The following is a 24,713-nucleotide window of genomic DNA, read 5'->3' as shown; positions in this document are numbered from 1 at the left end:
GAAGCACCAAGACATCAATCAGTGGAGCGAAGTTGATATTCAACAGGTGATCAATAAACTGAATTTACGACCACGTAAATGTTTAGGTTGGAAAACACCTTATGAAGTTTACTTCAAAAAATCGTTGCACTTGGTTTGACAATTCAAGCAATAAAAAAAGATGCTATGTTAAGCATCTTTTTTATTGGTCATCTGCTGTGCTTTTTTGAGGATTTTTTGGATAGATTTTTGCGCTTAGTCATCGGATCAATGATCAGCGGCCGATAAATCTCCACGCGATCCCCAGATTTTAAAGGTGCATCAAGCCGCGTTTTTTGACTAAATATGCCGACATACCAAGCTGAATGTCGAGGCTCGCTGTGTTTATTATCTTGCGCCCAAGCCCAAAACTTAACAAAATCAGGATCCTCCATCCAGCCCGATGCCATCAGCGCCTCAAACACACTTGCACCCAAAGGCAGCATCAGTTCTGTATAATACTGCCGACCCGAGTCAGGTACGGCAGCGATGGCGATTGCAATCATGCCAGCCATTCGATGACCAAGCCAACAACCGCGATGATGATGGCGATAGGCACCACGATGCGCACCAATACGCGCCAAAGATTATAGCGCATCTCACTGCTTAGGTTTAGCGTCTTACGCAGATGGCTGATTTTCATCACAAATCCTGAGAAAATTGACAACATCAATACCGCCGCCAGACTCAAACAGATGATGACAATCAAGGTCATCTGCACAGGCACGATACTAAATAAGATCGCCAAAACCAACACCACAGCCGCAGCGACGATGCCAAAGCGCGCCATCAACTGCACGGATGCATAATGCAATAAAAACGCTGAAATCAGCAGCATGCCTAGGCTAGTCACCACAAATGATGGGATGGTGACCATCGAACTGCCTGCCAAAATCGCCAATGAACCAAAGATCAGCTGCGTCATCCAGACAGGAAGGATATAACCTGCCAAAGATTTTTTGGTTTGCATCACAGTGGGCGCTGTTGCCATACCACCAAACCAATACAGACCTGTACCCACACCGACGCATAGCAACGCCAAGATCACCGCGCGCGACCATTCGCCTAGACTTACCTCAGTCATCACAGGCACGCTCACCGAGCTATCAAATAACGAAAGCAATGAGCCTAACAAAATCAGCAGCACTCCGACCAAGAGCAGTCGCGTCTTTAACAAGCTTAAAATCACAGCGATCACGCTCAGACCTGCAGCGATGCCTGCCATCGGTATGCCAGATGACTGAAGCACTGATGGAAACTGAGCGGCAGCACCCAAAGCAATACGCCCTGAGATATTGGCCGAGATTAGAATGGCCACCACCACCGACAACAATGCAAAGCCACGCCATGCGATACTGGCATCTGCTTCACGGGTCAGTTTTTGCATGCCTTGCCACGGCATGTCCGCTGAACGCGCTGAGAGCGCAAATTCAGCAAATAGCACAGGCAATCCAACCAGTGCCATCGCCGCCACCCACAACAGCCAAAAATCCAACTCGCGCGCCATGTTTGGTGCGACTTGACCGATGAATAATAAAGGCAAGGCGCACGCCACAAAAAATACCGTATATCGATGGAGCATAATCTTTACCATTAAAAATTTGAACTATTCTACCACAAAAGTCCCTGCAAATGCACACACCCCAAAAGCACAGGCTTTTGGGGTGTGTTAAATGATGCAATCTTAAATCAAAAGACCACTTGTAATCATCTTGTGATCAGTGAACAGCTGCCAAGAATTCAGACAAAATCTTGATGTCGCGATCAGACAGACGCGCTGCAACCATCTGCATCATGCCTTTCTCGCCTTTTTTGGCAGAGTCGTTGGTACGAACTTCCATATCAGATGCCACTTCATCTTCACGGCCCGCAGCACGGAAGAGCTTTAGCTGGGTTGCCAAATAGCCTGCATGCTGACCACCTAAGCGTGGGAATGCTGCATAGGCATTGCCTGCGCCTTTTGGATCATGACAGCCTGCGCATGGGATAACACCACGCGTCTTATCGCCACCTAAGTACAGCTTGGTGGCTTCTGCGACAGTTGCCTTGTTGCCATAACCTGGAGTCCAAGGCGCTTGGCTAGCATAATAACCTGCCAAGTTCGCCAAATCTTGCTGCGTTAGACCCGCCAGCTGTGCTTCCATGATACCATTGCGGCGTGCTTTGGTCTTATAATCCACCAGCTGCTTGTAGAGATATTTGATATTCTGACCGCCAAGGTTTGGCTGTGCAGGCACTGGGCTGACACCATTCGTACCGTGACAAGCAGCACAGTTCGCTTCCACGATGGCCTTGCCAGCTTCGATGTCATAGGCAGGCACAGGATAAGAAACGGCATAGGCTGACAGGCTGGCGATACCAATCCCTGAGGCGAGAGCGAATTTGGCTAAAGTTGCTTTTTTTGCAGGTTTCATAACAATTTCCTACTAACTTGGCTAAGTCTTGGGTGATGTTGTGGCTGAATGTTTAAATCCAGCGCATCTTTTTATCGATTAAAACCAATCATACTGGAATAACTTTTGCTATTATAGCAAGAGTTGGGCCAATTTTCCTACAAAAATTGTGGTTTTGGTAACATTTTTTTTAAAAAAGTGGCATTTTTAGTAAAAATTCCGTGATTTTAAGCCATCACAGATCCAAAACCCAGCCAAATTCACCCCAAAAAACGCTAATTTGAAGGTTATTTACTCATATAATCGATCAAATTGGCCAAATCCTCATCGCTACAGCTTTGGCACAGACCCATCGCAGGCATTTGATGCTTGCCATCGTGCGCAGCTTTTACAAGTGCAGCTTGACCTTTTTGTTGGGTGAGCTTTTGCCATGTTGCGCTGTCGCCTTTTTTGGGCGCATTTAAAGCACCACTGTCGTGGCAAGTGGCACAGCTTTTGTTGTAGGTTTGGGCGATGTCGGCATGCACCAAACTTGTGGATGCCAATCCAAGCATGGCGATAAGCGATGTTTTTATCAATGTTTTCATAATTTTATCTTATTATGGTTGTGAGTGCTGCCATCTTAAGATGGTGGCTTAGGTTTCGTACAAGCGTACACATAGGTATTATTATGAGGGATTTTTAGGCAATTACAAGCAGATTTTGGTAACCAAAGCCGCATCCACTGCATGACAGTGCATCAGATGGATGATAATGCATAACTTTGCCTTTTAAAGCATGCTGCTTTCATGGTAAACTTAGCACATATTTTAAGATGATTAACCGACATGACTAGCCAAGATTTTTTAAAAAAAATCCATCAAACGCAATTTTTATTATCCGCACCAACCTTCAAACTCTGCCCTGCTGACACTGGCTATGAGGTCGCTTTTGCTGGACGCTCCAATGCCGGCAAGTCCTCAGCCATCAATACCATCACCCACCAAAAACAGCTGGCGCGCTCATCAAAGACACCAGGCCGCACGCAGATGATCAACTTTTTTACCGTTGGTAATGAAAATGCGCGCATTGTTGATTTGCCAGGCTATGGCTATGCCGCCGTACCCGAAAGCATGAAAATCAAATGGCAAAAAGAGCTTGAAGAGTATCTGGTGTCGCGTCAGTCCTTGGTGGGATTGGTGCTGATGACAGACATTCGTCATCCACTCAAATACTTCGATGAACAGATGCTTCACTGGGCAAAAGATGGCGGCCTACCTGTGCATGTGCTGCTGACTAAGGCCGACAAGCTCAAGCGCGGCGCCCAAAAAGCTGCTCTGCTTGCCACCAAAAAACAGCTAGAGGCGCTGGATTTGCCATTTAGCATCCAGCTATTTTCTGCACTCAAAAAAGAAGGCGTGCATGATCTGGCTGCGGTATTGGGCGATTGGCTGCATTTGGCTGAGCTTGATGATAATATCGCTACAGATGCCATCGCTGATGATACAGATGCCAGTTTCGATGGCACTCAAGCGGTGACTGCCAATGACTAAGGGGCTGCTGTATATTGTCGCCACGCCAATCGGTAACTTGTCAGACATCACCGAGCGCGCCATCAGTACGCTTAAGTCAGTCGATCTCATCGCCTGTGAAGATACGCGCACATCAGGCAAATTATTAAATTATTTTAACATCGCCACACCCACCATCGCTTATCACGAGCATAATGCCGATACACAGACAACAAAGATCATTGAGCGGATGGCTGCAGGCGATTCGGTGGCGCTCATCAGTGATGCTGGTACGCCTTTGGTGTCAGACCCTGGCTTTCGCTTGGTCAAAGCAGCGCACGAAAATGACATCACGGTCGTGCCGATCGTCGGTGCATGCGCGATGGTAGCAGCCTTGTCAGCAGCAGGATTGGCATCGGATAAATTCAGTTTTATTGGCTTTTTGCCTGCCAAGACTCACGGCCGTATCAAGGCGCTGCAAGACTGGCAAGACCGTAGCGAGACCCTGATTTTTTATGAAGCGCCGCATCGTATCATCGATAGCCTGACGGATATGGTGGCTGTATTCGGCGCACAGCGCGAGGCAACACTGTGCCGTGAGCTGACCAAGACTTTTGAGACCATCAAAAAGCTGCCATTGGGTGAGCTGCTTGAGTTCGTCAAAAATGACAGCAACCAACAAAAAGGCGAGATCGTACTTGTCGTGGCTGGCAATGAGCGCGCGCCTGCCGAACAGATGGCTTATGATGATTGGCTCATCGCCATCGCCAAAGAGCTGCCACCCAAAAAAGCTGCCGCCATCGTCGCTGATGTCACAGGACTCAAAAAATCTGCCATCTACGATCGTCTTTTGGCGCTACAACAGGTCAATTGATAGGTCAATTAATTTTTAATCGTTTAACTGGAGCATATCATGACACTAAAAAACTCTCTCACCGAAGCCGTCAAGTCTGCGATGAAAGCGCGTGAAATGGAAGTGGTGAAAATCCTGCGCAATGTGCAAGCCGCCATCAAAAAAGTGGAAATCGACAGCCAAACCGAACTTGATGACACTGCCGTGCTTGAGCTACTACAAAAACAGATCAAGCAGCGTCAAGAGTCATTGGATATTTATCAAGCCAATGGCCGTGAAGATCTGGCTGCCAAAGAACAGCTTGAGATTGAGGTCATCAGCCAGTTTTTGCCACCACAGCTTGACGAAGCCGCCCTCAAGGATCTTATCGGTGCCACCATCACCGAGCTGTCTGCCAGCAGCATGAAAGACATGGGTCGAGTGATGAATGCCGTCAAAGAAAAAACCGTCGGTCGCGCCGATCCTGCCGTGATCTCAGTACTTGTTAAACAAGCTCTCAGTGCCTAATTCCCTAAAAAACGCGCCACTGTTTGTCCACTGGCGCGTTTTTTAGCTTAACTTTCGGATTTTGGCAAAGTCATCATTTATTCCAAATGGCTTTGTATTTAGCCATCAGCTCATCAGGCGACTCGATGCGCTCAGGATCTTTGATGATACAGTCTATCGGACAGACCTTATCACAGGTCGGCTCATCATAAAAGCCGATGCACTCGGTACATAGGTCAGGGTTGATGACATAGGTTTTTTGACCTTTTTGGTCATAGCTGATGGCATCGTTGGGACATTCTGGCTCGCAGATATCGCAGTTAATACAGTCGGTGGTGATTTTTAGTGCCATGGTTTTATATTGATTAATATCTTTAGTTCATCATTGTAACACAAACCCAAATTGGATTTTGAGCAATTTATTTGCAACCAACCCAAAATTGATTATCCTGCTCCACCACTACAAATTCTGAACTTTGTCTAAAGACATCTAGCCATTTTTTGCAGCCAAAGTCATAACTATCAATATCGGGATGGTTGTTTAAAATCGGATATAAAATGACATAAGCTGCCAGCCCTTTATCTGGTACGATAAATTCTTTGACATAAAGCTTTAAGAATTCAATATACCTATTATTTAGCACTCTTAAACCAGATATAAACTCCAATTCATCAAGACTGCGAACGGCAAGCGGTGGAATTAGACCACCATCTAATATAAAATTCACCACTTTTTCATGGAATTTATCTGATTTGGTATATTGGATTTATACAGCACTATTACCCACCTTTCTTTGAAAATAAGGCAGATTAATCAACAAATCCAAATAATTATCATATCCATAATTTTCTGGTAGGACTTGAGCATTATGATGCAGTAGCGTTGCAAGGTTAGTTAAAGAAACAAACTGCCCATCTGATTGCAAAGCCCAAACACACTGCAATATATGCAACTGCGCATCAAAATCATCCAAGATAGCATTTCTTAAATGATTATTATTTTTTGATTTGATCCAAATTAACTCTTTAGTTTTACAGATGTTAAATCCAGCCATTTGCAGTAGTGCCAACAACGTTTTTGATTTTAGCGACGGATGACTCGGTACAATCTGCCGATGAATCTTTTTCAATCTCGCCCAACCTAGCACATCAATACAATCATCAACCACTTGGGAAAGTATCGTGTCGTCAATTACGCATGTCGAATCATCGGCGCATGGTGCAAGCTCGGCAATCTGAACGCTATCGTTATTGCCTGATAGTTTTGCCACAAGATTTACAAATTCTTCACTGATATTTTGGCTATGCATCAGCTGTACTTGCACCCATTGCATTTTTAGAAATTCAAGCAATGGTGCATAAAGCATACTACTAATACACAAATAAAAAACATTGATGCCGTGTTCATAAAATAAGCTCACAGCATCAATGCTCAAAGTATGTGTCGTTGTATTTTTATCAATATAAATACTATTATCAATCAATTCAATACTAAAAGTATCAGTCCAGCGATGCCATGCCATCATGTTTTCTGCCGTCCAATTACCATAAGCGCGGATTTGTGTCAGCTCACCAAATTGCGAAGCTTGTACAATAATCTCTGGCAGTTTATGATGGCTACATTGATTGATATCAATTAATAAGGCAACTTTCTTATCATTCATTGTGCACTTGATTCATCACTCACGTATAAATCGCCTCACTCACACTTTTCATCACCAAGGCGAACTTTAGCACTTCATGATCCATATCCTTAAACGGATTGGCGATTTGGCAAATCCAACCAGAACCCAGTGCACCATCAATTGGCTCGCCTTTTTTGTCCCACATCTCGGTGAGTGTGTAGGTGATATTGCCTTTTGGCGTCATGATTTCGATGGTGTCGCCAACCATCAGCTTGTTTTTGACTTCTAGCGTGAGACGCTCATCACTAATGGCAGAGACTTCAGCGACGAACTGCTGATGGTCGGTCTTGGATGAGCCGTACTCGTAGTTTTGGTAGTCGCTGTGTACATGACGGCGTAAGAAACCTTCGGTATAGCCACGGTTGGCAAGCCCGTCCAGTGCAGTAATGAGACTTGTGTCAAATGGCTTGCCTGCCACCGCATCATCAATGGCACGGCGATAGACTTGAGCGGTGCGTGCCACATAGTAGTGCGACTTGGTACGCCCTTCGATCTTGAGTGAATGCACGCCCATATTGACCAAATCAGGCACAAGCTCCACCGCACGCAAATCCTTGGAGTTCATGATATAAGTACCATGCTCATCTTCATACATCGCCATCAGCTCGCCTGGGCGACCCTGCTCTTCGATCAGTACCACTTCATCGCTCGGCTGTTCGACATAGTCATCACCCATCACCATATCACCGTTTAGATTCACAGTGCCGATGGCATTACTATTGGTAGCTTGATTTGGTACAAAGACTTGAGCGATGTCCGTGCCTTGGGTGACTGGCACGATGTCGCCAGTTTCGTTTTCGGTGGCTTTGTAGGTGTTGTACGACCAGCGACAGGCATTGGTGCAGGTGCCTTGGTTGGCATCTCGCTTATTGATATAGCCAGATAGCAGGCAGCGACCCGAATACGCCATGCACAGTGCGCCATGGACGAATACTTCGATTTCCATATCAGGCACTTCAGCGATGATCTGCTCAATCTCTTTCATCGATAGCTCACGGCTGACGATGACACGGCTGACACCCATTTGTTTCCAAAATTTCACCGTCGCCCAGTTCACCGCATTGGCTTGTACCGACAGATGAATCGCCTGTTCAGGAAAGGCTTCACGCACCATCATAATCATACCAGCATCCGACATGATGAGCGCATCTGGCTTCATCTCAATTACAGGGCGAATGTCTTCGATAAAGGTCTTAAGCTTAGCATTATGCGCTTGGATATTGACCACCACATAAAACTGCTTGCCCAAGCTGTGCGCATACTCGATGCCACGGCGTAGGTTATCTTCATCAAAGTCATTATTACGCACACGCAAGCTATAGCGCGCCTGCCCTGCATAGACAGCATCCGCACCATAGGCGAAGGCGTATTGCATATTTTTGAATGTCCCTGCTGGGCAAAGTAGTTCGGCTTTTTTGGTTGGCTGGGTAGGTTGATTGGCGGTTTGGCTCATCTTGGCTGCCTGTTTGGTTCTTTTTTAGAAAAATAAGAAATGTATTGGGAAAATTCTTCTTATTATACCAAAAAATTCCTAGTATGCCACTAAGGATTACCAAAAGTCATAAAATTCCCAAAACCCATCATGTGCTGATAAGCTTTGGGAACATTACCTTGTATTATCCTTTGATTATCCGTGATGCTCAGTATCCACGAGCATAAGATGATGGTAAATCTTGCATCTGTTGAGCTGTTTGTCCCAAATCACGCTGAGCATTCAGCCACCAATGCGGATCACGCAGCAGCCCACGACCGACCGCCACCAAGTCCGCTTGATCAGACTCAAGCACAAAATCGGCAACCAACGGATTATCAAGCATACCCACAGCAATGACGGGCAAACCTGTGGCTTGCTTGATTGTATTTGCCAGACCCACTTGATAACCTGCACCAAAAGCAGGATGATGCCCCTTGGCAAGGACGCCATCGCCACCACCGCTGACATGAATCATATCCACGCCTGCCTTGGCAAAACGCTGTGCCATCAGTACGCCATAGTCGCTGTCATAGCCGTTTTCGCCATATTCTTGGGCGCTGATACGGATGATGAGCGGCATATCATCAGGCATGACGGCTTTAACCGCTTGGATGACTTTTTCGCCAAACAAAAATTTATCCTGACCGTATTCATCATCACGCACATTGGACTTGGGTGAGCTAAATTGATGAATCAAATAGCCATGCGCACCGTGCAGCTCAATCGCATCAAAGCCTGCCGCCACCGCACGGTGAGCAGATGCCGCAAAGGCAGCGATGGTATCATCAATCTCTTGTACGCTCATTGCTCTTGGGGTGATGAGATTTTGACCATCAAAATCAAGCTTGCCATAGTGGATGGCACTTGGGGCGATGGCATCAGGGCAGTCTTGCGCCTTACGCCCTGCATGGGCGATTTGGATACCGATTTTGGCACCTTGGGCGTGTACGCCATCGACGATACGCCCAAAGGCATCAGCCTGTTCATCATTCCAAAGTCCAAGACAGCGTGGCGAGATACGACCATTGGGTGCAACATTGGTCATCTCAACGATAATCAGCCCCACACCACCGATGGCTCGGCTGACATAATGCACATAATGCCAGTCATTTGGCATCCCGTCTGTGGCTTGGTATTGGCACATCGGCGGCATGACGATGCGGTTTTTGAGTGTCAAATTTTTTAGGCTAAATGGCGTGTGTAAATGGCGAAATGTCGGCATGGGTTTCTCTTGTTAATTCATCATAAAAATAATTTGGGCTTATGGAGTAAAGATTTTAAAATCGTTTTCATAGCAATCCATCAAATCAGATTAAGCTTGCTGACTGATTGAGATCTTGGACGATATCATACAGCATCTGATAGCTGTTTTGTTGTAAGTTTTCGTCAAAAATATGACTCATCACCATCAGCTCATCGGCTTGATAGCGTGACTGGAAGGCTTGTAGTTGCTGGTGTACAGTATCTCGACCGCCGACGAACGAGCAAGCGGTCATGTGCATGACGGCAGCTTTTTCGTGCGGCAGCCAAATGGCGTTCATATCATCGACAGGCGGCTGCATCGGCTGACCACGACCACGCACGACATTCAAAAATGACTGCTGCTGCGTGGTGGCAAGATACTGGGCTTCACGGTCGGTATCGGCGATGATGGCATTACAGCCGATAATGACATAAGGCGCATCCAGTACATCTGATGGCATAAAGTTGGTGCGGTAAATGTGCAACGCTTCAGGCATCAGGCTTGGTGCAAAATGACTGGCAAAGGCATAAGGCAGACCAAGCTTGGCTGCCAAATACGCACTATCTGTACTCGAGCCTAGGATATACAGTGGGACTTGGGTGCCGATGGCGGGGATTGCCTTGACATCACTCTGCACATCATCACCGCCAAAATACCGCTGCAAATCAGCGATATCCTGTGGAAATTGATGCGAAATATCATGCGCATGGCGTCTGAGTGCCGCTGCGGTCTTGGGATCAGTACCCGGTGCTCGCCCAAGCCCCAGATCCACACGGTTTGGATACATCGTTGCAAGTGTCCCGTATTGTTCAGCGACCATCAATGGGCTGTGATTGGGTAGCATCACCCCACCGCTACCGACACGGATGCGGTCAGTCTGCGACAATGTATGGCCGATCAGCACTTGGGTGGCTGAGCTGACCAGCGAGCGGGTGTTGTGATGCTCGGCGATCCAATAACGATGATAGCCTGCTTGATCAGCGAACTTGGCAAGCGCTACCATGCTGTCGATGGCGTCTTTATTGGACTGGCCTTGGCGGACAGGTGCTAGGTTTAGGATGGAGAGTTTGGTCGATTGGGACATGTTTTTTTCCTTTGTTTTAATCTAAGTTATGGATTACTTTGGGGTGATGATCCAAATTCTCAAGACGCTTGTCCACATCTGCCCACAAATGAATGTCCATTTGTGATCACAAAAGTAAAGTTCAGCCCAAGCCTGCCTTTTGTTTTGAGATAAATCTTGATAAAATTAACGCTACTCCAATGCCATCATATCAGGTATAATTACTAAATTTTCACGCCATCACATAGGAAGCCCCATGAGCACACAAGCTTTTTTGACCGCCCTAAGCAGCGAATTGCCATCGCTTGCCATCAAAACAGATACCGACAGCACTGCCCATTGGGGTCGTGATTGGACCGTGCATTTTTCGGTCGATTGCACCGCTGTGCTTTTCCCGAAGACCACCGAAGAAGTCGCCACCATCGTCCGCCTAGCCAATGAACACGGCACAGCACTGGTGCCAAGTGGTGGTCGCACCGGTCTGTCAGCAGGTGCAGTGGCAGCACATGGTGAAGTGGTGGTGAGCTTTGATAAGATGAACCAAATCGGTACATTTTATGAAGCTGACCGCATGGTCGAAGTCGAAGCAGGCGTTGTCACCAAAGCCCTACAAGAGTTCGCCGAATCAAAAGACCTATATTATGCGGTGGATTTTGCATCGAGTGGCTCAAGCCAAATCGGTGGCAATATCGGCACCAATGCTGGCGGCATCAAGGTCATCCGCTACGGCATGACTCGCAACCAAATCCTAGGACTCACTGTCGTCACCGGCAAAGGCGATATTCTTGAGCTAAACGGCGGTATGCTAAAAAATGCCACCGGCTATGATTTTCGCCATCTATTCATCGGTGCTGAAGGTACGCTTGGCTTTGTCACCAAAGCACTGATTAAACTTGAAAAACAACCGGTCAATCTGACTGCGATGGTGCTTGGCGTACCTGATTTTAACAGCATTACAGGACTGCTTGATAAATTTGGCAAGGCATTAAACTTAACCGCCTTTGAATTTTTTGACCACATTGCCGTGACCAAAGTCATCGAAGCAGGTCATACCAAAGCACCCTTTGAGAGCGAAACACCGTTTTATGTCTTGCTAGAATTTGAAGCGCTCAATGATGAAGTGCTGGATACAGCAATGAGCGTGTTTGAAGCGTGTGCCGAAGAAGGGTTGATTGTCGATGGCGTGATGAGCCAAAGCGTCGCTCAGCTGCACGAGCTATGGAAACTGCGTGAGTCAATCTCTGAGACCATCTCAGTATTCACTCCGTACAAGAACGATGTGTCGGTACTGATTAGCCACTTGGGCAACTTTATCAGCGATATTGAGACAATCGTCAAGGACAATTATCCTGATTTTGAAATCTGCTGGTTCGGTCATATCGGCGATGGTAACTTACACCTAAACATCTTAAAGCCTGCCAATCTTAGCAAAGATGAGTTTTTTGAAAAATGCCAAACCGTGAACAAGTATGTCTTTGATACAGTCAAAAAATACAAAGGCTCTATCTCAGCGGAACACGGTGTTGGCATGACCAAAAAACCGTATCTCACCTACACTCGCACGCCTGCTGAGATTGAGTACATGCAAGCTGTCAAAGCAGTCTTTGACCCAAATGGCATCATCAATCCAGGCAAGATTTTTGATTGATACATTAAGTCGTTAAAGCTCTGCTTGACAGGGCTTTGTTGGTTAATTGGCGCTGTTTGTACGACATTATTAGGTGTTTTGTTAAATTCTGCCAAAATCGCGGCTAATTGGCAGTTAGACACTCGAAAATCAGCCAATTATCAGGTATGATGTTGATTCATTTTAGGAATTTTTAGAATTTATGGCTCACTCAACGCATGTACTCAAAGAATATTTCGACCCGATCAATCTTGGCGAGACCCAGTTGGGCAACACGCTGACAGTTGGGGTGAATTATCATTTTACCAGCCTAGAAAAACAAGGTCTGGCGGCATTGGCTGCTAAGCTGCCTATGATCAGCGATGCGCCTGTGGCGATGGATGTGGATTTGTCTTGCTTTGTGCTGGACAAAAAGATGAGTGCGATTGATGTGATCTGGTATGGCAATCTGCGCAATGCCAATGAATCCATCCGCCATCAGGGTGATGCGCTGATCGGTGCCAAAAGCTTTGAGGACAGCTTGATCCAACAAGAACAAATTTTAATCAAATTAGACAAACTGCCCGAACGCGCCCATCATCTGGCGTTTGTTTTGACCAGTTATCACAATCAACCTTTGGCCAAGGCCGACAAAGGCGTGATTCATTTTGGCGATAAAGAATTTCCCAAACTGCACAGCATTAGCTTTGAGCAGATCGAACCTGACTGTCAGTCGCTGATCGTCTGGCAATTATCACGCACGCATAATGATTGGCAGCTGACAGCACCAATGATTGATCTCAAACTCACCAAGCTGTCTGGCAAGTCTTTAAAGAAGCTGACCGAAACCGTCATCAGCCAAACTCAAGCTGCCCAAGCCCAGCGCTGGTAGCTGCACAGCTTGCTCCATTTAACTAAAACGGTGTCTATGAACACCGTTTTTAGTTAATTTTTAAGCTAATATAGATCACACATCCTGATTTGCATCAGCAGCGCGCAGGTTTATTTGAGCAGATTTTTAATCACACCCATCAAGCCACGACTGATGGCTTGGGTTGCTTGCTTATTAATTTGACTGCCTAATGCATCAGCGACATTGTAGGCAGCACCTTGGCCAGATTTTTTACGGCCGCCTGACAGACCACCCAAAAAACCCTCCAAAGCACCGCTACCACTTTTTTGTTGGGCAGCTTGCTGAGTGGTTGCTTGTGCTTGAGTGGTGTTTGTCGCCTGTTCAGCTTGCTCGGCTTTTGCTTTTTCTTCGTTTAAGGCTTCAAATGCCGAATAATTATCCACCATATCTTTATAATAGCGATACAAAACATCGCCTTGATAAGCTTGATCACGCTCAGCAGCATCCAAAGGCGGCAGCTGTGATGATGGCGGCAAGATATACGCACGCTCGACCACGCTCGGCATCCCTTTTTCGTCGAGAAATGACACCAGCGCCTCACCGACACCCAGCTCGCTGATGACTTCAGCGACATTGAGATTATCATTACTACGGAAAGTCTCGGCGGCAGATTTGACTGCCTTTTGATCTCGTGGTGTAAAGGCACGCAAGGCGTGTTGGATGCGGTTACCCAGCTGTCCTAGGATGGTATCTGGTAGATCCAGTGGGTTTTGGGTGACAAAATACACGCCCACACCTTTTGAGCGAATCAGACGCACCACTTGCTCAATTTGCTTAGTCAAGGCAGGTGGCATATCGTCAAACAACAGATGTGCTTCATCAAAGAACAGGACAAATTTTGGCTTGTCAAGATCGCCCACTTCTGGAAAGGTCTCAAAAATCTCCGCCAAAAACCACAGCAAAAACGCACCATACAAACGTGGCGAACGCATCAGCTTTTCGGAATTTAGGATATTAATCACCCCTTTATCACCCTCAGACTGCACCCAGTCTTCTAGGTTCAATGACGGCTCACCAAAAAACTCATTACCACCCTCGCTCTCTAGCTGTAGTAGCTGACGCTGAATCGCACCGATACTCGCTGCCGACACATTACCATACTGCACACGAAACTCAGCGGCATGATCTGAGACATAGACAAGCATACTACGCAAATCTTTGAGATCCAATAGATGCCAACCACGGTCATCAGCGACTTTGAACACCAGATTCAATAGGCCTTCTTGGGTATCATTGAGCCCCAATAGACGCGCAAGCAGCGTACTACCCAGCTGTGAGATGGTCACACGCACTGGAATGCCTGTCTCGCCATACACATCCCAAAAACGCACTGGAAAGCCTGTCAAATAATCATCACCAAGCCCAAATTCTGTCATACGCTCGCCGACTTTGCCAGTGGCTGTACCGGCATTGGCGATGCCTGATAGATCGCCTTTGACATCCGCCAAAAATACTGGCACACCAAGACGGCTAAAGCTCTCTGCCATCTTACGCAGGCTGATGGTCTTACCTGTACCTGTCGCCCCTGCGATCAAGCCGTGGCGGTTCGCCATCTTGGTATGAATACCCAGATCAGTGCTGCCTTGTACGGTTTTTGCTAGTGTTAAAATCATCATTAATCCTTAAAAAAGACGCATCCTAAAGATGCATAAACTGGCTCATTATACTGCGAATATCCATCAGCTGTGCAGTGAAATTTTGTAAATGACGGCTAAAAGATGGTATCAGAGCGATGGCATTTATGAATTTTTGGTGATGATTTATAATTTTTAATCGATGGCGAAATTGCTTTGGCTCAATTACAATAAACCAACCCCCAATTATCAGGATTACTTATGCGACCTACTCAGCGTTTTGCTGTCATCCCTGCTCGATTTGCACACATTGCTTTTGCTTTTTATATGGCAGGGATCATGGCGTTTTTGATGTCGATCATTTTGGTGTGGATTAACACGGGATGGGATGATGGGTTTTTTGATCGTGTGCTGCATTCTTATGTCATTTCGATGCCGATTGCCGGCTGTTGTGTTATTATGGTGCGACCTTTGGTTCAAAAACTCATCAATTTCACGGTCAAATCCCAAGATCCGCCGTGACACAGGATTTTGTTATGAAAAAATTGCTTGCATGGGCAGTCATTATCTGCGCCCTGATCTTTGGCGGCTATTATGTCGCATCGCCGTATTATACTTTATACCAACTAAAAAATGCAGTAGAAAAACACGATACAGCCACGCTGGTTGATGCTGTGGATTTTGTCAGTGTCAAAGCCAGTATCAAAGATCAGCTCAAAACCAGGCTTGCCACCGAACTGCCTGATACCAATGATGAATTTGCCCTACTCGGTGCGGCATTTGCCACCGTCATGATTGATGGTCTGATCGATGCTGTCGTCTCGCCAAAGTCGATGGAACTACTCATCCAAGGCAAGGATATTACTCAAGATCTATCATTAGCCAAACTACAAGATAGCATGACCAATCGAGCCGCCACCAATACTTCGTCGTCTATCGCCGATGAACTTGAGTATCATCCCAGTTATCAGACACTCAACACCTTTAGTATCGACATCAAAAAACCATCAGCCAATCAGCCCTTGACCGTCATCATGCAGCGATATGGACTATTTACTTGGAAAATTGTTGATGTACGACTGCCGATGGAGTAATTAGGTCTGACAACTCTGACATTACTTGCCCAACTCATCAAATTCTGCTACATTATCTAATTATTTACCTAGACTTACTAAGGATATCTGATGAAACACACTCTCCGCCATCTCTCATCTGCCCTACTACTGACAGGCGGTATCTTATGTAGCCAAAATCTCTGGGCGTGTGAGCGACCTGAAGTGTATGGATATGATTATGTTGATTGCCTGTCGGATGGCTTGGCGAAGGTTAAGCGTGATAACAAATACGGCTTTATTGACAAAACCGGCAAGGTGGTAATTCCACCGAAATACGATTGGGCTTATTCTTTTAGCGAAGGATTAGCAGGAGTTATGCGCAATGGTAGATATGGTTTTATTGACAAAAGTGGTAAAGTTGTCATTGCGATCAAATATGATGAAGTTGATTCTTTTAGTGAGGGCTTGGCAAATATTGAACAAAATGGCAAACACGGCTTTATTAATCAAACTGGCAAGGTGGTGATTCCACTGAAATATGAAGCTGCGCAGCCGTTTGATGGGGGTTTGGCATGGGTTAGGCAGAATAATAAAGAAGGCTTTATTGACAAAACTGGTAAAGTAATCGTTCCAATAGAGTTTAATTCAACATGGAGTTTTTATGAAGGATTAGCTAGGGTTGAACAAAATGGCAAGGCAGGTTTTGTTGATAAAACCGGTAAGGTAGTAATTCCATTGAAGTATGATTCAGTTTCATATTTTAGCGAAGGATTGGCTGAAGTTGAACAAAATGGCAAAGCAGGTTTTGTTGATAAAACCGGTAAGGTAGTAATTCCATTGAAGTATGATTACACAGAACCTTTCAAGGAAGGCTTGTCAAGCGTTAAGAAGAATGGTAAATATGGTTTTATTGACAAAACTGGCAAGACAATTATACCACTGCAATATGATTCTGCCGAGTCTTTTAGTGAAGAACTGGCGCTAGTTTCTTACAATGGCAAATACGGGTTTGTAAATAAAGTTGGTCAAGTAACAATCCCATTGCAGTATGATGCCGCATCTTCTTTTAGTGAAGGATTGACAGGAGTTATGCGAAATAACAAATGGGGCTTTATTGACAAAACCGGCAAGGTGGTGATTCCATTAAAATATGATGATGTAACTAGTTTTAATAATGGCACAGGTGGTATTTTGGATTTATCTACTGGTGAAGCGTTTTATATTAATCGACAAGGCGAGCGTCTATATTGGTTAGGCGAACCAGGGTTTTCTGGATTTAATCGTGAGTAAACAGCGATATCAAGCCACATAAAACCACCTTGTATAATCCATACAAGGTGGCTTTGTTGTTTATTGAATCCCATAATTGGCAAGTAAGGCATCGAGTTTTGGCGCTCGACCACGATACTCGACATACAGATCCATCGGTGGACGAGAGCCGCCTTGGGCTAGGATGGTATCTTCTAGGCGTTTACCAGTAACTGGGTTTAGCACGCCCTCTTCTGTAAACTTGGCAAAGCCGTCATTGGCCAGCAGCTCCGACCACAGATAGCTATAATAGCCTGCTGCATAGCCACCGGAGAAAATATGCGTAAATGAATTTGGGCGGCGCACATAGTCAGGTAGTGTCAGCACGCCCACATCACGGCTGACTGCCAAGAACTGCTCTTGCGCCCAGTTCTCAGGCTTATCAGCAGAATATTGGGTATTGACCGTCATATCAAAAATCCCGAACTCCAGCTGACGAATCAGATTGAACGCCCCTTGATAGTGCTTGGCTTCGAGTAGTTTATCCAGTAGCTCGCTCGGTAGTGGCTCGCCTGTCTGATAATGCGATGAGATGAGCGGCAAACTTGTGCGGTTAAAGGTAAAGCCTTCCATCAGCTGACTTGGCACTTCGACCGCATCCCACGGCACGCCATTGAGCCCTGTCACGCCCTGAATATCCATCTGTGTCAGCATCAGATGCACGCCATGCCCGAACTCATGGAATAAGGTCGTCACTTCATCATGCAGTAGCAATGACGGCTCGCCATCGGCAGGCTTGCGAAAATTCCCCACCAGCACCGCCACAGGCAGCTGCACACTGCCATCAGCATGACGAATACGGTCAATCGCTGTACTCATCCACGCCCCGCCACGCTTATTCTCACGAGCATACAGGTCAAGATAAAACGATGCCTTGTGCCGACTGGATGCATCATACACTTCAAAGAACTTCACCGACGGATCCCACACATCCGCCGATGCAGGACGAATGGTGATACCAAACAGACGCTTGGCAATCTCAAATAGCCCTGCCAAGACCTTCTCTTCTGGGAAGTATTCACGCAAAGTCTCTTTATCAAAATCGTATAATTTCGCCTTGTGCTTCTCGGTATAATAAGCGATATCCCATGGGTTTAGCGTATCGATACCGTATTCGCTCTTGGCAAAGGCGACCAGCTCATCATACTGCGCTTGTGCCTTGGCACGGCTACGCTTGGCAAGCCCACCGAGAAACTCCATCACTTGTGCAGGGCTATCAGCCATCTTGGTCGCCAGTGAATATTCGGCATAGTTATCAAAGCCAAGCAGTTTTGCCATTTGTAGGCGTAGCTTTAGGATTTCGGCGATGACAGGATTATTATTCCATTTGCCTGCATTTGGCCCGACATCAGATGCACGCGTGAGAAACGCCTCATACATCTCTTGGCGAAGTTTGCCATCATCAGCATAATTCATCACCGCCAAATAGCTTGGTGTATCAAGACCGATGCGATAACCAGTTTCGCCTTTTTCTGTCGCTTTTTGTTTGGCGCTTGCCAGTGCTGATTCATTGAGCCCTTTTAGTGCATCAGCATCAAGCGTCTTATGCCAGCCGTTGGTCGCATCAAGTACATGATTGCTAAACTGTGTGGATAGCTCGGATAGGCGACTATTGATCTTCGCCAGTGTCTGCTGATCGCCATCAGACAGTCCAATGCCTGATAAGCGAAAATCCATCAAAGTGTCATCGATCGCTTTTTGTTTGGGTGTGTCAAGTGTGGCAAATTCTGCTGAATTCTTGATCGCCATCACCTGCCGATACAATCCTTTGTGCATCCCGCGCCATGTCGAGTAGTCGCTTAATCGCTTTTGAGCATCGCCATAGGCTGCTCGCATCGCATCGTCATTACGCACTGAGTGCAAATTTGCCACCGCAGACCATGCTTTGGATAGTTTATCATCAATATCCAGTAGCGAATAATAATAGCGATCCCATGAGATTGGTGAAATGGCAGCGATGTCATCGATGGTTTTTTTGGATTGATTGATCAAAAAATCCATCGCAGGCACGACATCGGCGGCACTGATTTTGGTGTATTTTGGTAAACCGCTAAAATCAAGCAGCGGATTGCCCATCAGTTCATCGGGGATTTGCAGTGCGACGCTTGGTACAGCGGCGGAAGCGATTTTTGGCAAACCGACTAAATTCAATGCCATCAATGATAATCCGCCTTGTAATACTTGTCTGCGATTCATGATAATTCCTTATAATTTAATTACGATACACAGTATCCAAATTTATCTAGCAGGATACACAGCCCAAGCCAAAAAATCTAGTAGCTTTCATCGGCATTAAGCTTGCTGATAAGTGGCCATCAGATCAGTTTTGCTAGCATCATCGACCGCCAAGGCATAGACCCACGCATTCTCTTGGCGACCATCGGTCAAAGTTACCATGACCTGTGTACGCACATAGCCCTCACCTTCAAAGTCATCCAGTGCCTGCCAGTGGTTTGGTAGATTGTCAGATTTAAATAAATAACCCTGCACCACTTGGCCGCGCTCATAGGGAATGATGGCAGGATACCCTTCGGCCGCACCCCACCCTTGTGGGATCAGCACGCCTGTCATGCTCGCCAACTCAAAGCTGCCGCCGATATTAGCTAGCCAATGATGATTGCTGCGATTTGGCGCCAGTGTACCATAGACAAATAGTTGATTTAGCATACCAAACTCCAATAATTTTTTGGCATTGTAGCACAGCCAAAACACAAAAGCATCCCGAAGGATGCTTTGTGGTTGATGCCTGATCAAACAACAGCTTAGCGCGGCTGGGTCGCTGGCGTCGTCTGTGGCTCAGGCTGAGTGATTTGTACACCAGTGCCATTTTCGATGGTGGTTGGTGCTACAGGCTGATTGGCCGCCAGTTCTGCAGTACGCATCGCTTCTTTTTGGCGATTAAACTCAGTGATCTGCTCAGCTGTCAGATTTGCCCCACCGCCCAGCACTTGATACAGCTGAATTTGACTCACCAGCTTTGCCAATTCTAATTGCAAAATGCTTTGTTGATTGGCAAACAATGAGCGCTCAGCATCCAGTACAGTCAGATAATTATCCAAGCCCGAACGAAAACGCGCATAAGCGATGTCATAAGTCTGGCGGTAGTTATCTTGAAGTCGTACTTGTGCATCAATGCGCTGACCCAAAGTGGCGCGCTCAGCCAACACATCAGAGACCTCTTTAAAGGCGTTTTGGATGGCTTTTTCGTAATTGACCAAAGCTGATTTTTGAGCGACTTGCGCCACTTCATGATTGGCACGGCGGGCGCCTGCATCAAAAATCGGCAAGCTGATGCTTGGGCCAAATGACCAGCCAAAGGCGCCAGATTCTAACAGATTATCCAAACTACCGCTGCTAAAGCCAATGTTCGACGCCAAAGAGATCGATGGGAAATAAGCAGCACGAGCCACATTGATGTTCGCGCCAGCAGCTTTTAGGTTGTGTTCCGCTTGGACAATGTCAGGGCGATAATACAAGAGCTCACTCGGCAAACCTGTGCTAAACAAGGTCTGCGAGGTGATGTTACCGATGTGCATATCCCGACCGATCATCGGCAAAAGCTCATTCGGCACAGGTCGGCCGATCAACAGCTGCAAGGCATTGCGCGCCTGCAAGATCGCAGTATCAGCGCTATAGACCGCCAATCGCGCCGACTCCAAAGAGCTGGCCGCTTGCAGGCTTGGTGACTTAGAATCGATACCAGCCTCGAAGCGTTTTTGGGTGATCATCATCGCATGTTCGCGCGTCTGTAGTGTCTGCTCGGCAAGCTGGCGCTGTGCAAGCGCGTGTGCCAGATTGACATAGCCTTGAGCCACGCTTGAGATGATGGAGATTTGCGCAGCATCTTTGGCAGCATTGGTCGCCAGATACTGATGCAGTGCTTGCTCTTTTTGGCTGGCGACTTTGCCCCACAGATCCAGCTCATAGCTACTCATTGCCAAGCCGACATTGTAAGCGGTGGCTGGATTGACATCACCACGGTTATTTGTATTTGCTGAACGAGTTGCGCCACCTGATGCACCGACCTTAGGCCATGCATTGGTCTCAGTGATTTGGTACTGAGCGCGCGCCGACTGTACCGCCAAGATGGCTGATTGCAAATCTTTATTGTTATTCAAAGCCAGCTCGATCAGTGCTTTGAGCTTAGGATCGGTATAAAAATCCTGCCAGCGCACAGATGCCACACTCGGTGCTTCCACTGCGCTGATGGTATCAGCATCATAGACTTTATATGCATCATTCATTGGCACATTTGGCACAGCCATCACAGGCGCAGCGGTATCGATCTTTTTTGGGATGCTGCTACACGCTGCCATGCTGGCGGCCAGCACAGACAGTGTCAAAATACGCATAGTTTTTGAAGTTTTCATATACAATCCTTAAACTTGTTCGCTGTGATTAATGCTGGTGGCAGGCTTTGCTTTTGGCTTATAAGGGAACAGCGTACGCACCCACACATAGAACATCGGGATAAAGAAAATGCCCAAGAAAGTCGATGTGATGACACCGCCGACCACGCCTGTACCCACCGCATTTTGACTACCCGAGCCTGCGCCAGTTGCGATATATAACGGCACAACACCCATACCAAAGGCCAGTGAGGTCATGATGATCGGACGCAGGCGCATACGAGCCGCTTGCATCACAGATTCTTTGAGCGTTCTGCCAGACTCTTGGATCTCTTTGGCAAACTCGATGATCAAAATGGCGTTCTTAGCCGACAGACCGACGACGGTCAATAAGGCGACTTGCAAATATACATCATTGGCCAAGCCATGCATTTTGGTCAATAACAGCGCACCGATGACACCCAGCGGGATGACCAAAATCACCGAGAATGGCACAGACCAGCTTTCATACAATGCCGCCAAACACAAGAAAATCACCAGTACAGAAATGGCATACAATAGCGGTGCTTGGCCACCAGATTTTTGTTGTTCTAGTGATAAGCCCGTCCATTCATAATCGATGCCTTCAGGCAACTGTGCTGCCATCTGCTCCATCGCCACCATTGCATCACCGGTGCTCATACCAGGGGCAGCGCTGCCGGTCAATGCCATCGATGATACGCCATTATAACGCGACAAACTTGGGCTGCCATACTCCCAATGACTGGTCGAAAAAGCACCGAAGCTTACCATCTCACCAGCATTATTACGGACATACCAACGATTGATGTCCTCTGGTACGACGCGGCTGTCTGCCTCACCTTGGATATAGACACGCTTGATGCGGCCACGATCGATAAAGTCATTGACATAGCTGCCGCCCCATGCTTGAGAAATGGTGCTGTTAATGGTCGCCAATGGCACGCCATAGGCTGCTGCTTGCTCTTGATTGATGTCCAGCTTAAGCTTTGGTGCATCTTCTTGGCCGCCTGGACGGATCATGGCAATGGTCGGATTTTGCATCGCCATGCCCATCAACTGGTTTCGCGCATCCAACAAGGCTTGATGGCCAACGCCGCCAACATCTTTTAGTTGCATGTCAAAGCCACTGGCATTACCAAAGCCTTGGATCGGTGGAGGTGCCATCGGGAAAATCAAACTGGCTTCAGGGATCATCATATTCATCGCCATCGCGCGGTTGGCGATGCTTTGAGCGGTGTTTTCATCACCTTTACGATCGTCCCAATCTTTGAGCTTGACAAATGACATACCTGCATTTTGACCACTGCCCATAAAGCTAAAGCCTGAGATGGCAAATACCGATTCGATATTATCCGCTTCTTGGTTTTGGTAATATTGGATCAGCTGATCCATCACAGCATTGGTCTTATCCAGCGTCGAGCCAGCTGGCAGCTGCACCAGCGTCATCACCGCGCCTTGGTCTTCTTCAGGGACAAATGAGCTTGGCAAACGCATAAAGACAAAGGCAACCACCGCGACCACAGCAGCATAAGCAGCCAGATAGATCAGTTTGGAGGCGAAAGTTTTGCCGACGAAATTTTCATAACGCTGACTTGACTTATAAAAGAAACGGTTAAACCAACCAAAAAAGCCTTTTTGGGTATGGATATCTTTATGTGCCTGTCGTTTTAGGATGGTCACACACAATGCAGGCGTGAACACCAAAGCAATGATGGCTGACAGCGTCATACTGGTAATCAAAGTCACCGCAAACTGGCGATAAATCACCCCTGATGAGCCGCCAAAGAAAATCATCGGCACAAAGACCACTGACAAGATCAAAGCAATACCCACGACCACTCGGCTGATCTCATTCATCGACTTGATGGTCGCATCGAGTACGGAGATATTGGGATCTTCTTCCAAAATACGCTCGACATTCTCAACAACAATGATCGCGTCATCGACAAGCAAACCGATCGCCAACACCATCGCAAACATGGTGAGAATATTGATACTAAAACCAAAAAATGACAATACTGCAAAAGTACCCAAGATCACCACAGGCACTGCCAGTGTCGGAATGATGGTCGCGCGCCAATTTTGGAGGAATAAGAACATCACCAAAAATACCAATACCACCGCTTCAAGCAGTGTATAAACCACCTGCGTAATCGACAGACGCACGAACGGCGTGGTATCGTAAGGCACCACCAGTTTTAAGCCTTGAGGAAAATTTTGGGATAATTCATCCAAGCGCGCACCCACCGCCTCACGCACCTCAAGTGCATTGGCGCCTGGTGCCAGCATGATGGCCATACCAGAGGCAGGATTGCCATTATACACCGTGCGGAATTGGTAGTTTTCACTGCCGACCTCAACGCGTGCCACATCTTTGATACGCACCTGAGCGCCCGCGGTGTCAGTTTTTAGTAGGATGTTTTCAAACTCTTCTGCCGTTTGCATGTAGCTTTGGACACTGACGGTGGCGTTAATCACCGCGCGGTCTGTATTGGTGGGCAAAGTACCTAATTGACCTGCTGAGACCTGCACATTCTGTGAGCTGATCGCAGCAGATACATCTGATGGCATAAGATTATAAGCGCGCAGCTTGGCAGGATCGAGCCAAATGCGCATCGCATACACCGAACCAAAGACATTGGTACCACCGACGCCCTCGACGCGGCTAAGCGGATCGACGACATTGGTAGAGACATAGTCGGCAATATCCGACTGGTTCATACTGCCATCTTCAGAAACGAATGCTGCCACCATCAAAAAGTCACTGGCGGATTTTTCGACATTCACACCCATGCGCTGCACGATCTCAGGCAATGAGCTGGTGGCTGATTGTAGTTTATTTTGAACTTGGACCTGAGCGGTGTCAGGATCGGTATCATTTTCAAAAGTCAAAGTCACCGATGCCGAGCCTGTGGCAGATGAGCTTGATGACATATACATCAAGCCGTCGATGCCTTTCATTTGCTGTTCGATGACCTGAGTGACCGAGTTTTCGACCGTTTCAGCATCAGCACCAGGATAAACGGCATTGACCGTCACCTGAGGTGGTGCGATTTTTGGGTATTGTTCGATTGGCAGACCGTTAATGGCCAATACACCGACCAGCATGATGAGAATTGCAATCACCCAAGCAAAAATCGGTCTATGAATAAAAAAGCGAGACATAATTTACCTTGTAGATT

Annotated in this window: 23 protein-coding genes and 1 pseudogene; 9 read left to right on the top strand and 15 right to left on the bottom strand. The window is 46.9% G+C overall.

The window, feature by feature from the left end:
- Positions 1 to 139: pseudogene (locus tag AZ602_RS04445) on the top strand (IS30 family transposase); the annotation flags it as partial.
- A 49-nt stretch (positions 140 to 188) separates the two neighbouring features.
- On the opposite strand, the gene AZ602_RS04440 reads toward AZ602_RS04445, so the two are convergent.
- The 4 genes from AZ602_RS04440 to AZ602_RS04425 form a co-directional block, all read right to left on the bottom strand.
- Entirely contained in the window at positions 189 to 524 is a 336-nt protein-coding gene (locus AZ602_RS04440) for an RnfH family protein (protein ID WP_227525168.1), read from the bottom strand.
- Positions 521 to 1,600, bottom strand: a complete 1,080-nt coding sequence (locus tag AZ602_RS04435; RefSeq protein WP_103033865.1) for a hypothetical protein — start codon at positions 1,598 to 1,600, stop codon at positions 521 to 523. The genes AZ602_RS04440 and AZ602_RS04435 overlap by 4 nt, the downstream gene beginning before the upstream one ends.
- 136 nt (positions 1,601 to 1,736) lie before the next feature.
- The gene (locus AZ602_RS04430) at positions 1,737 to 2,432 is read right to left on the bottom strand and encodes a cytochrome c (protein WP_078317396.1); all 696 of its coding nucleotides are present in this window, start codon (positions 2,430 to 2,432) and stop codon (positions 1,737 to 1,739) included.
- A 266-nt stretch (positions 2,433 to 2,698) separates the two neighbouring features.
- Positions 2,699 to 2,998, bottom strand: a complete 300-nt coding sequence (locus tag AZ602_RS04425; RefSeq protein ID WP_103033864.1) for a cytochrome c5 family protein — start codon at positions 2,996 to 2,998, stop codon at positions 2,699 to 2,701.
- Between the two features lie 240 nt (positions 2,999 to 3,238).
- Here AZ602_RS04425 and yihA point away from each other — a divergent pair, with 240 nt between their 5' ends.
- The 3 genes from yihA to AZ602_RS04410 are packed head-to-tail and all read left to right on the top strand — an operon-like array spanning position 3,239 to position 5,261.
- Positions 3,239 to 3,943, top strand: a complete 705-nt coding sequence (gene yihA, locus AZ602_RS04420) for a ribosome biogenesis GTP-binding protein YihA/YsxC (RefSeq protein WP_103033863.1) — start codon at positions 3,239 to 3,241, stop codon at positions 3,941 to 3,943.
- Positions 3,936 to 4,775, top strand: a complete 840-nt coding sequence (rsmI, locus tag AZ602_RS04415; protein ID WP_078317399.1) for a 16S rRNA (cytidine(1402)-2'-O)-methyltransferase — start codon at positions 3,936 to 3,938, stop codon at positions 4,773 to 4,775. The genes yihA and rsmI overlap by 8 nt, the downstream gene beginning before the upstream one ends.
- Positions 4,776 to 4,814: 39 nt before the next feature.
- Positions 4,815 to 5,261, top strand: a complete 447-nt coding sequence (locus tag AZ602_RS04410) for a GatB/YqeY domain-containing protein (protein WP_103033862.1) — start codon at positions 4,815 to 4,817, stop codon at positions 5,259 to 5,261.
- 73 nt (positions 5,262 to 5,334) lie between these two features.
- Here the strand turns inward: AZ602_RS04410 and AZ602_RS04405 are convergent, their stop codons facing one another.
- From AZ602_RS04405 to AZ602_RS04380, 6 genes are all read right to left on the bottom strand, one after another.
- A complete protein-coding gene (locus AZ602_RS04405) occupies positions 5,335 to 5,592 on the bottom strand; it encodes a YfhL family 4Fe-4S dicluster ferredoxin (protein WP_103033861.1) in 258 nt (85 codons plus the stop codon).
- Positions 5,593 to 5,659: 67 nt separating this feature from the next.
- The gene (locus AZ602_RS04400; RefSeq protein ID WP_146025221.1) at positions 5,660 to 5,968 is read right to left on the bottom strand and encodes a hypothetical protein; all 309 of its coding nucleotides are present in this window, start codon (positions 5,966 to 5,968) and stop codon (positions 5,660 to 5,662) included.
- 39 nt (positions 5,969 to 6,007) lie between these two features.
- The gene (locus AZ602_RS04395; protein ID WP_103033859.1) at positions 6,008 to 6,904 is read right to left on the bottom strand and encodes an NYN domain-containing protein; all 897 of its coding nucleotides are present in this window, start codon (positions 6,902 to 6,904) and stop codon (positions 6,008 to 6,010) included.
- 19 nt (positions 6,905 to 6,923) lie between these two features.
- Entirely contained in the window at positions 6,924 to 8,378 is a 1,455-nt protein-coding gene (gene yegQ, locus AZ602_RS04390) for a tRNA 5-hydroxyuridine modification protein YegQ (protein ID WP_103033858.1), read from the bottom strand.
- Between the two features lie 187 nt (positions 8,379 to 8,565).
- Entirely contained in the window at positions 8,566 to 9,621 is a 1,056-nt protein-coding gene (locus tag AZ602_RS04385; protein ID WP_103033857.1) for an NADH:flavin oxidoreductase/NADH oxidase, read from the bottom strand.
- 85 nt (positions 9,622 to 9,706) lie between these two features.
- Positions 9,707 to 10,726: an LLM class flavin-dependent oxidoreductase gene (locus tag AZ602_RS04380; protein WP_103033856.1), complete on the bottom strand. Its 1,020-nt coding sequence runs from the start codon at positions 10,724 to 10,726 to the stop codon at positions 9,707 to 9,709.
- Between the two features lie 223 nt (positions 10,727 to 10,949).
- Between AZ602_RS04380 and AZ602_RS04375 the strand changes: the two genes are divergently transcribed.
- Positions 10,950 to 12,353 carry an FAD-binding oxidoreductase gene (locus AZ602_RS04375; protein ID WP_227525170.1) on the top strand — a complete coding sequence of 468 codons (1,404 nt, stop codon included), beginning with the start codon at positions 10,950 to 10,952 and terminating at the stop codon, positions 12,351 to 12,353.
- 181 nt (positions 12,354 to 12,534) lie between these two features.
- The gene (locus tag AZ602_RS04370) at positions 12,535 to 13,203 is read left to right on the top strand and encodes a TerD family protein (protein ID WP_103033854.1); all 669 of its coding nucleotides are present in this window, start codon (positions 12,535 to 12,537) and stop codon (positions 13,201 to 13,203) included.
- A gap of 110 nt (positions 13,204 to 13,313) precedes the next feature.
- Here the strand turns inward: AZ602_RS04370 and AZ602_RS04365 are convergent, their stop codons facing one another.
- Positions 13,314 to 14,837: a helicase HerA-like domain-containing protein gene (locus AZ602_RS04365; protein ID WP_103033853.1), complete on the bottom strand. Its 1,524-nt coding sequence runs from the start codon at positions 14,835 to 14,837 to the stop codon at positions 13,314 to 13,316.
- A gap of 222 nt (positions 14,838 to 15,059) precedes the next feature.
- Between AZ602_RS04365 and AZ602_RS04360 the strand changes: the two genes are divergently transcribed.
- From AZ602_RS04360 to AZ602_RS04350, 3 genes are all read left to right on the top strand, one after another.
- Positions 15,060 to 15,320 carry a DUF2798 domain-containing protein gene (locus AZ602_RS04360; protein WP_078317408.1) on the top strand — a complete coding sequence of 87 codons (261 nt, stop codon included), beginning with the start codon at positions 15,060 to 15,062 and terminating at the stop codon, positions 15,318 to 15,320.
- 14 nt (positions 15,321 to 15,334) lie between these two features.
- On the top strand, positions 15,335 to 15,892 hold the full coding sequence (locus AZ602_RS04355) for a DUF2939 domain-containing protein (RefSeq protein WP_103033852.1): 558 nt from the start codon (positions 15,335 to 15,337) through the stop codon (positions 15,890 to 15,892).
- 90 nt (positions 15,893 to 15,982) lie between these two features.
- The gene (locus AZ602_RS04350; protein ID WP_103033851.1) at positions 15,983 to 17,143 is read left to right on the top strand and encodes a WG repeat-containing protein; all 1,161 of its coding nucleotides are present in this window, start codon (positions 15,983 to 15,985) and stop codon (positions 17,141 to 17,143) included.
- Between the two features lie 60 nt (positions 17,144 to 17,203).
- Here the strand turns inward: AZ602_RS04350 and AZ602_RS04345 are convergent, their stop codons facing one another.
- The 4 genes from AZ602_RS04345 to AZ602_RS04330 all read right to left on the bottom strand — a co-directional run bounded on the left by AZ602_RS04345 (position 17,204) and on the right by AZ602_RS04330 (position 24,696).
- Positions 17,204 to 19,357, bottom strand: coding sequence for a M3 family metallopeptidase (locus tag AZ602_RS04345; protein ID WP_199174084.1), 2,154 nt, complete (start codon positions 19,355 to 19,357; stop codon positions 17,204 to 17,206).
- A gap of 96 nt (positions 19,358 to 19,453) precedes the next feature.
- Entirely contained in the window at positions 19,454 to 19,828 is a 375-nt protein-coding gene (locus tag AZ602_RS04340; RefSeq protein ID WP_103033884.1) for a gamma-glutamylcyclotransferase, read from the bottom strand.
- Between the two features lie 95 nt (positions 19,829 to 19,923).
- Positions 19,924 to 21,531, bottom strand: a complete 1,608-nt coding sequence (locus tag AZ602_RS04335) for an efflux transporter outer membrane subunit (protein ID WP_103033850.1) — start codon at positions 21,529 to 21,531, stop codon at positions 19,924 to 19,926.
- A 9-nt stretch (positions 21,532 to 21,540) separates the two neighbouring features.
- Positions 21,541 to 24,696, bottom strand: coding sequence for an efflux RND transporter permease subunit (locus AZ602_RS04330; protein WP_103033849.1), 3,156 nt, complete (start codon positions 24,694 to 24,696; stop codon positions 21,541 to 21,543).
- Positions 24,697 to 24,713: the final 17 nt, after the last annotated feature.

It is taken from the genome of Moraxella sp. RCAD0137, assembly GCF_002894025.1.
GTDB lineage: Bacteria > Pseudomonadota > Gammaproteobacteria > Pseudomonadales > Moraxellaceae > Moraxella > Moraxella porci.
This window is presented reverse-complemented; position numbering and strand designations above follow the sequence as displayed.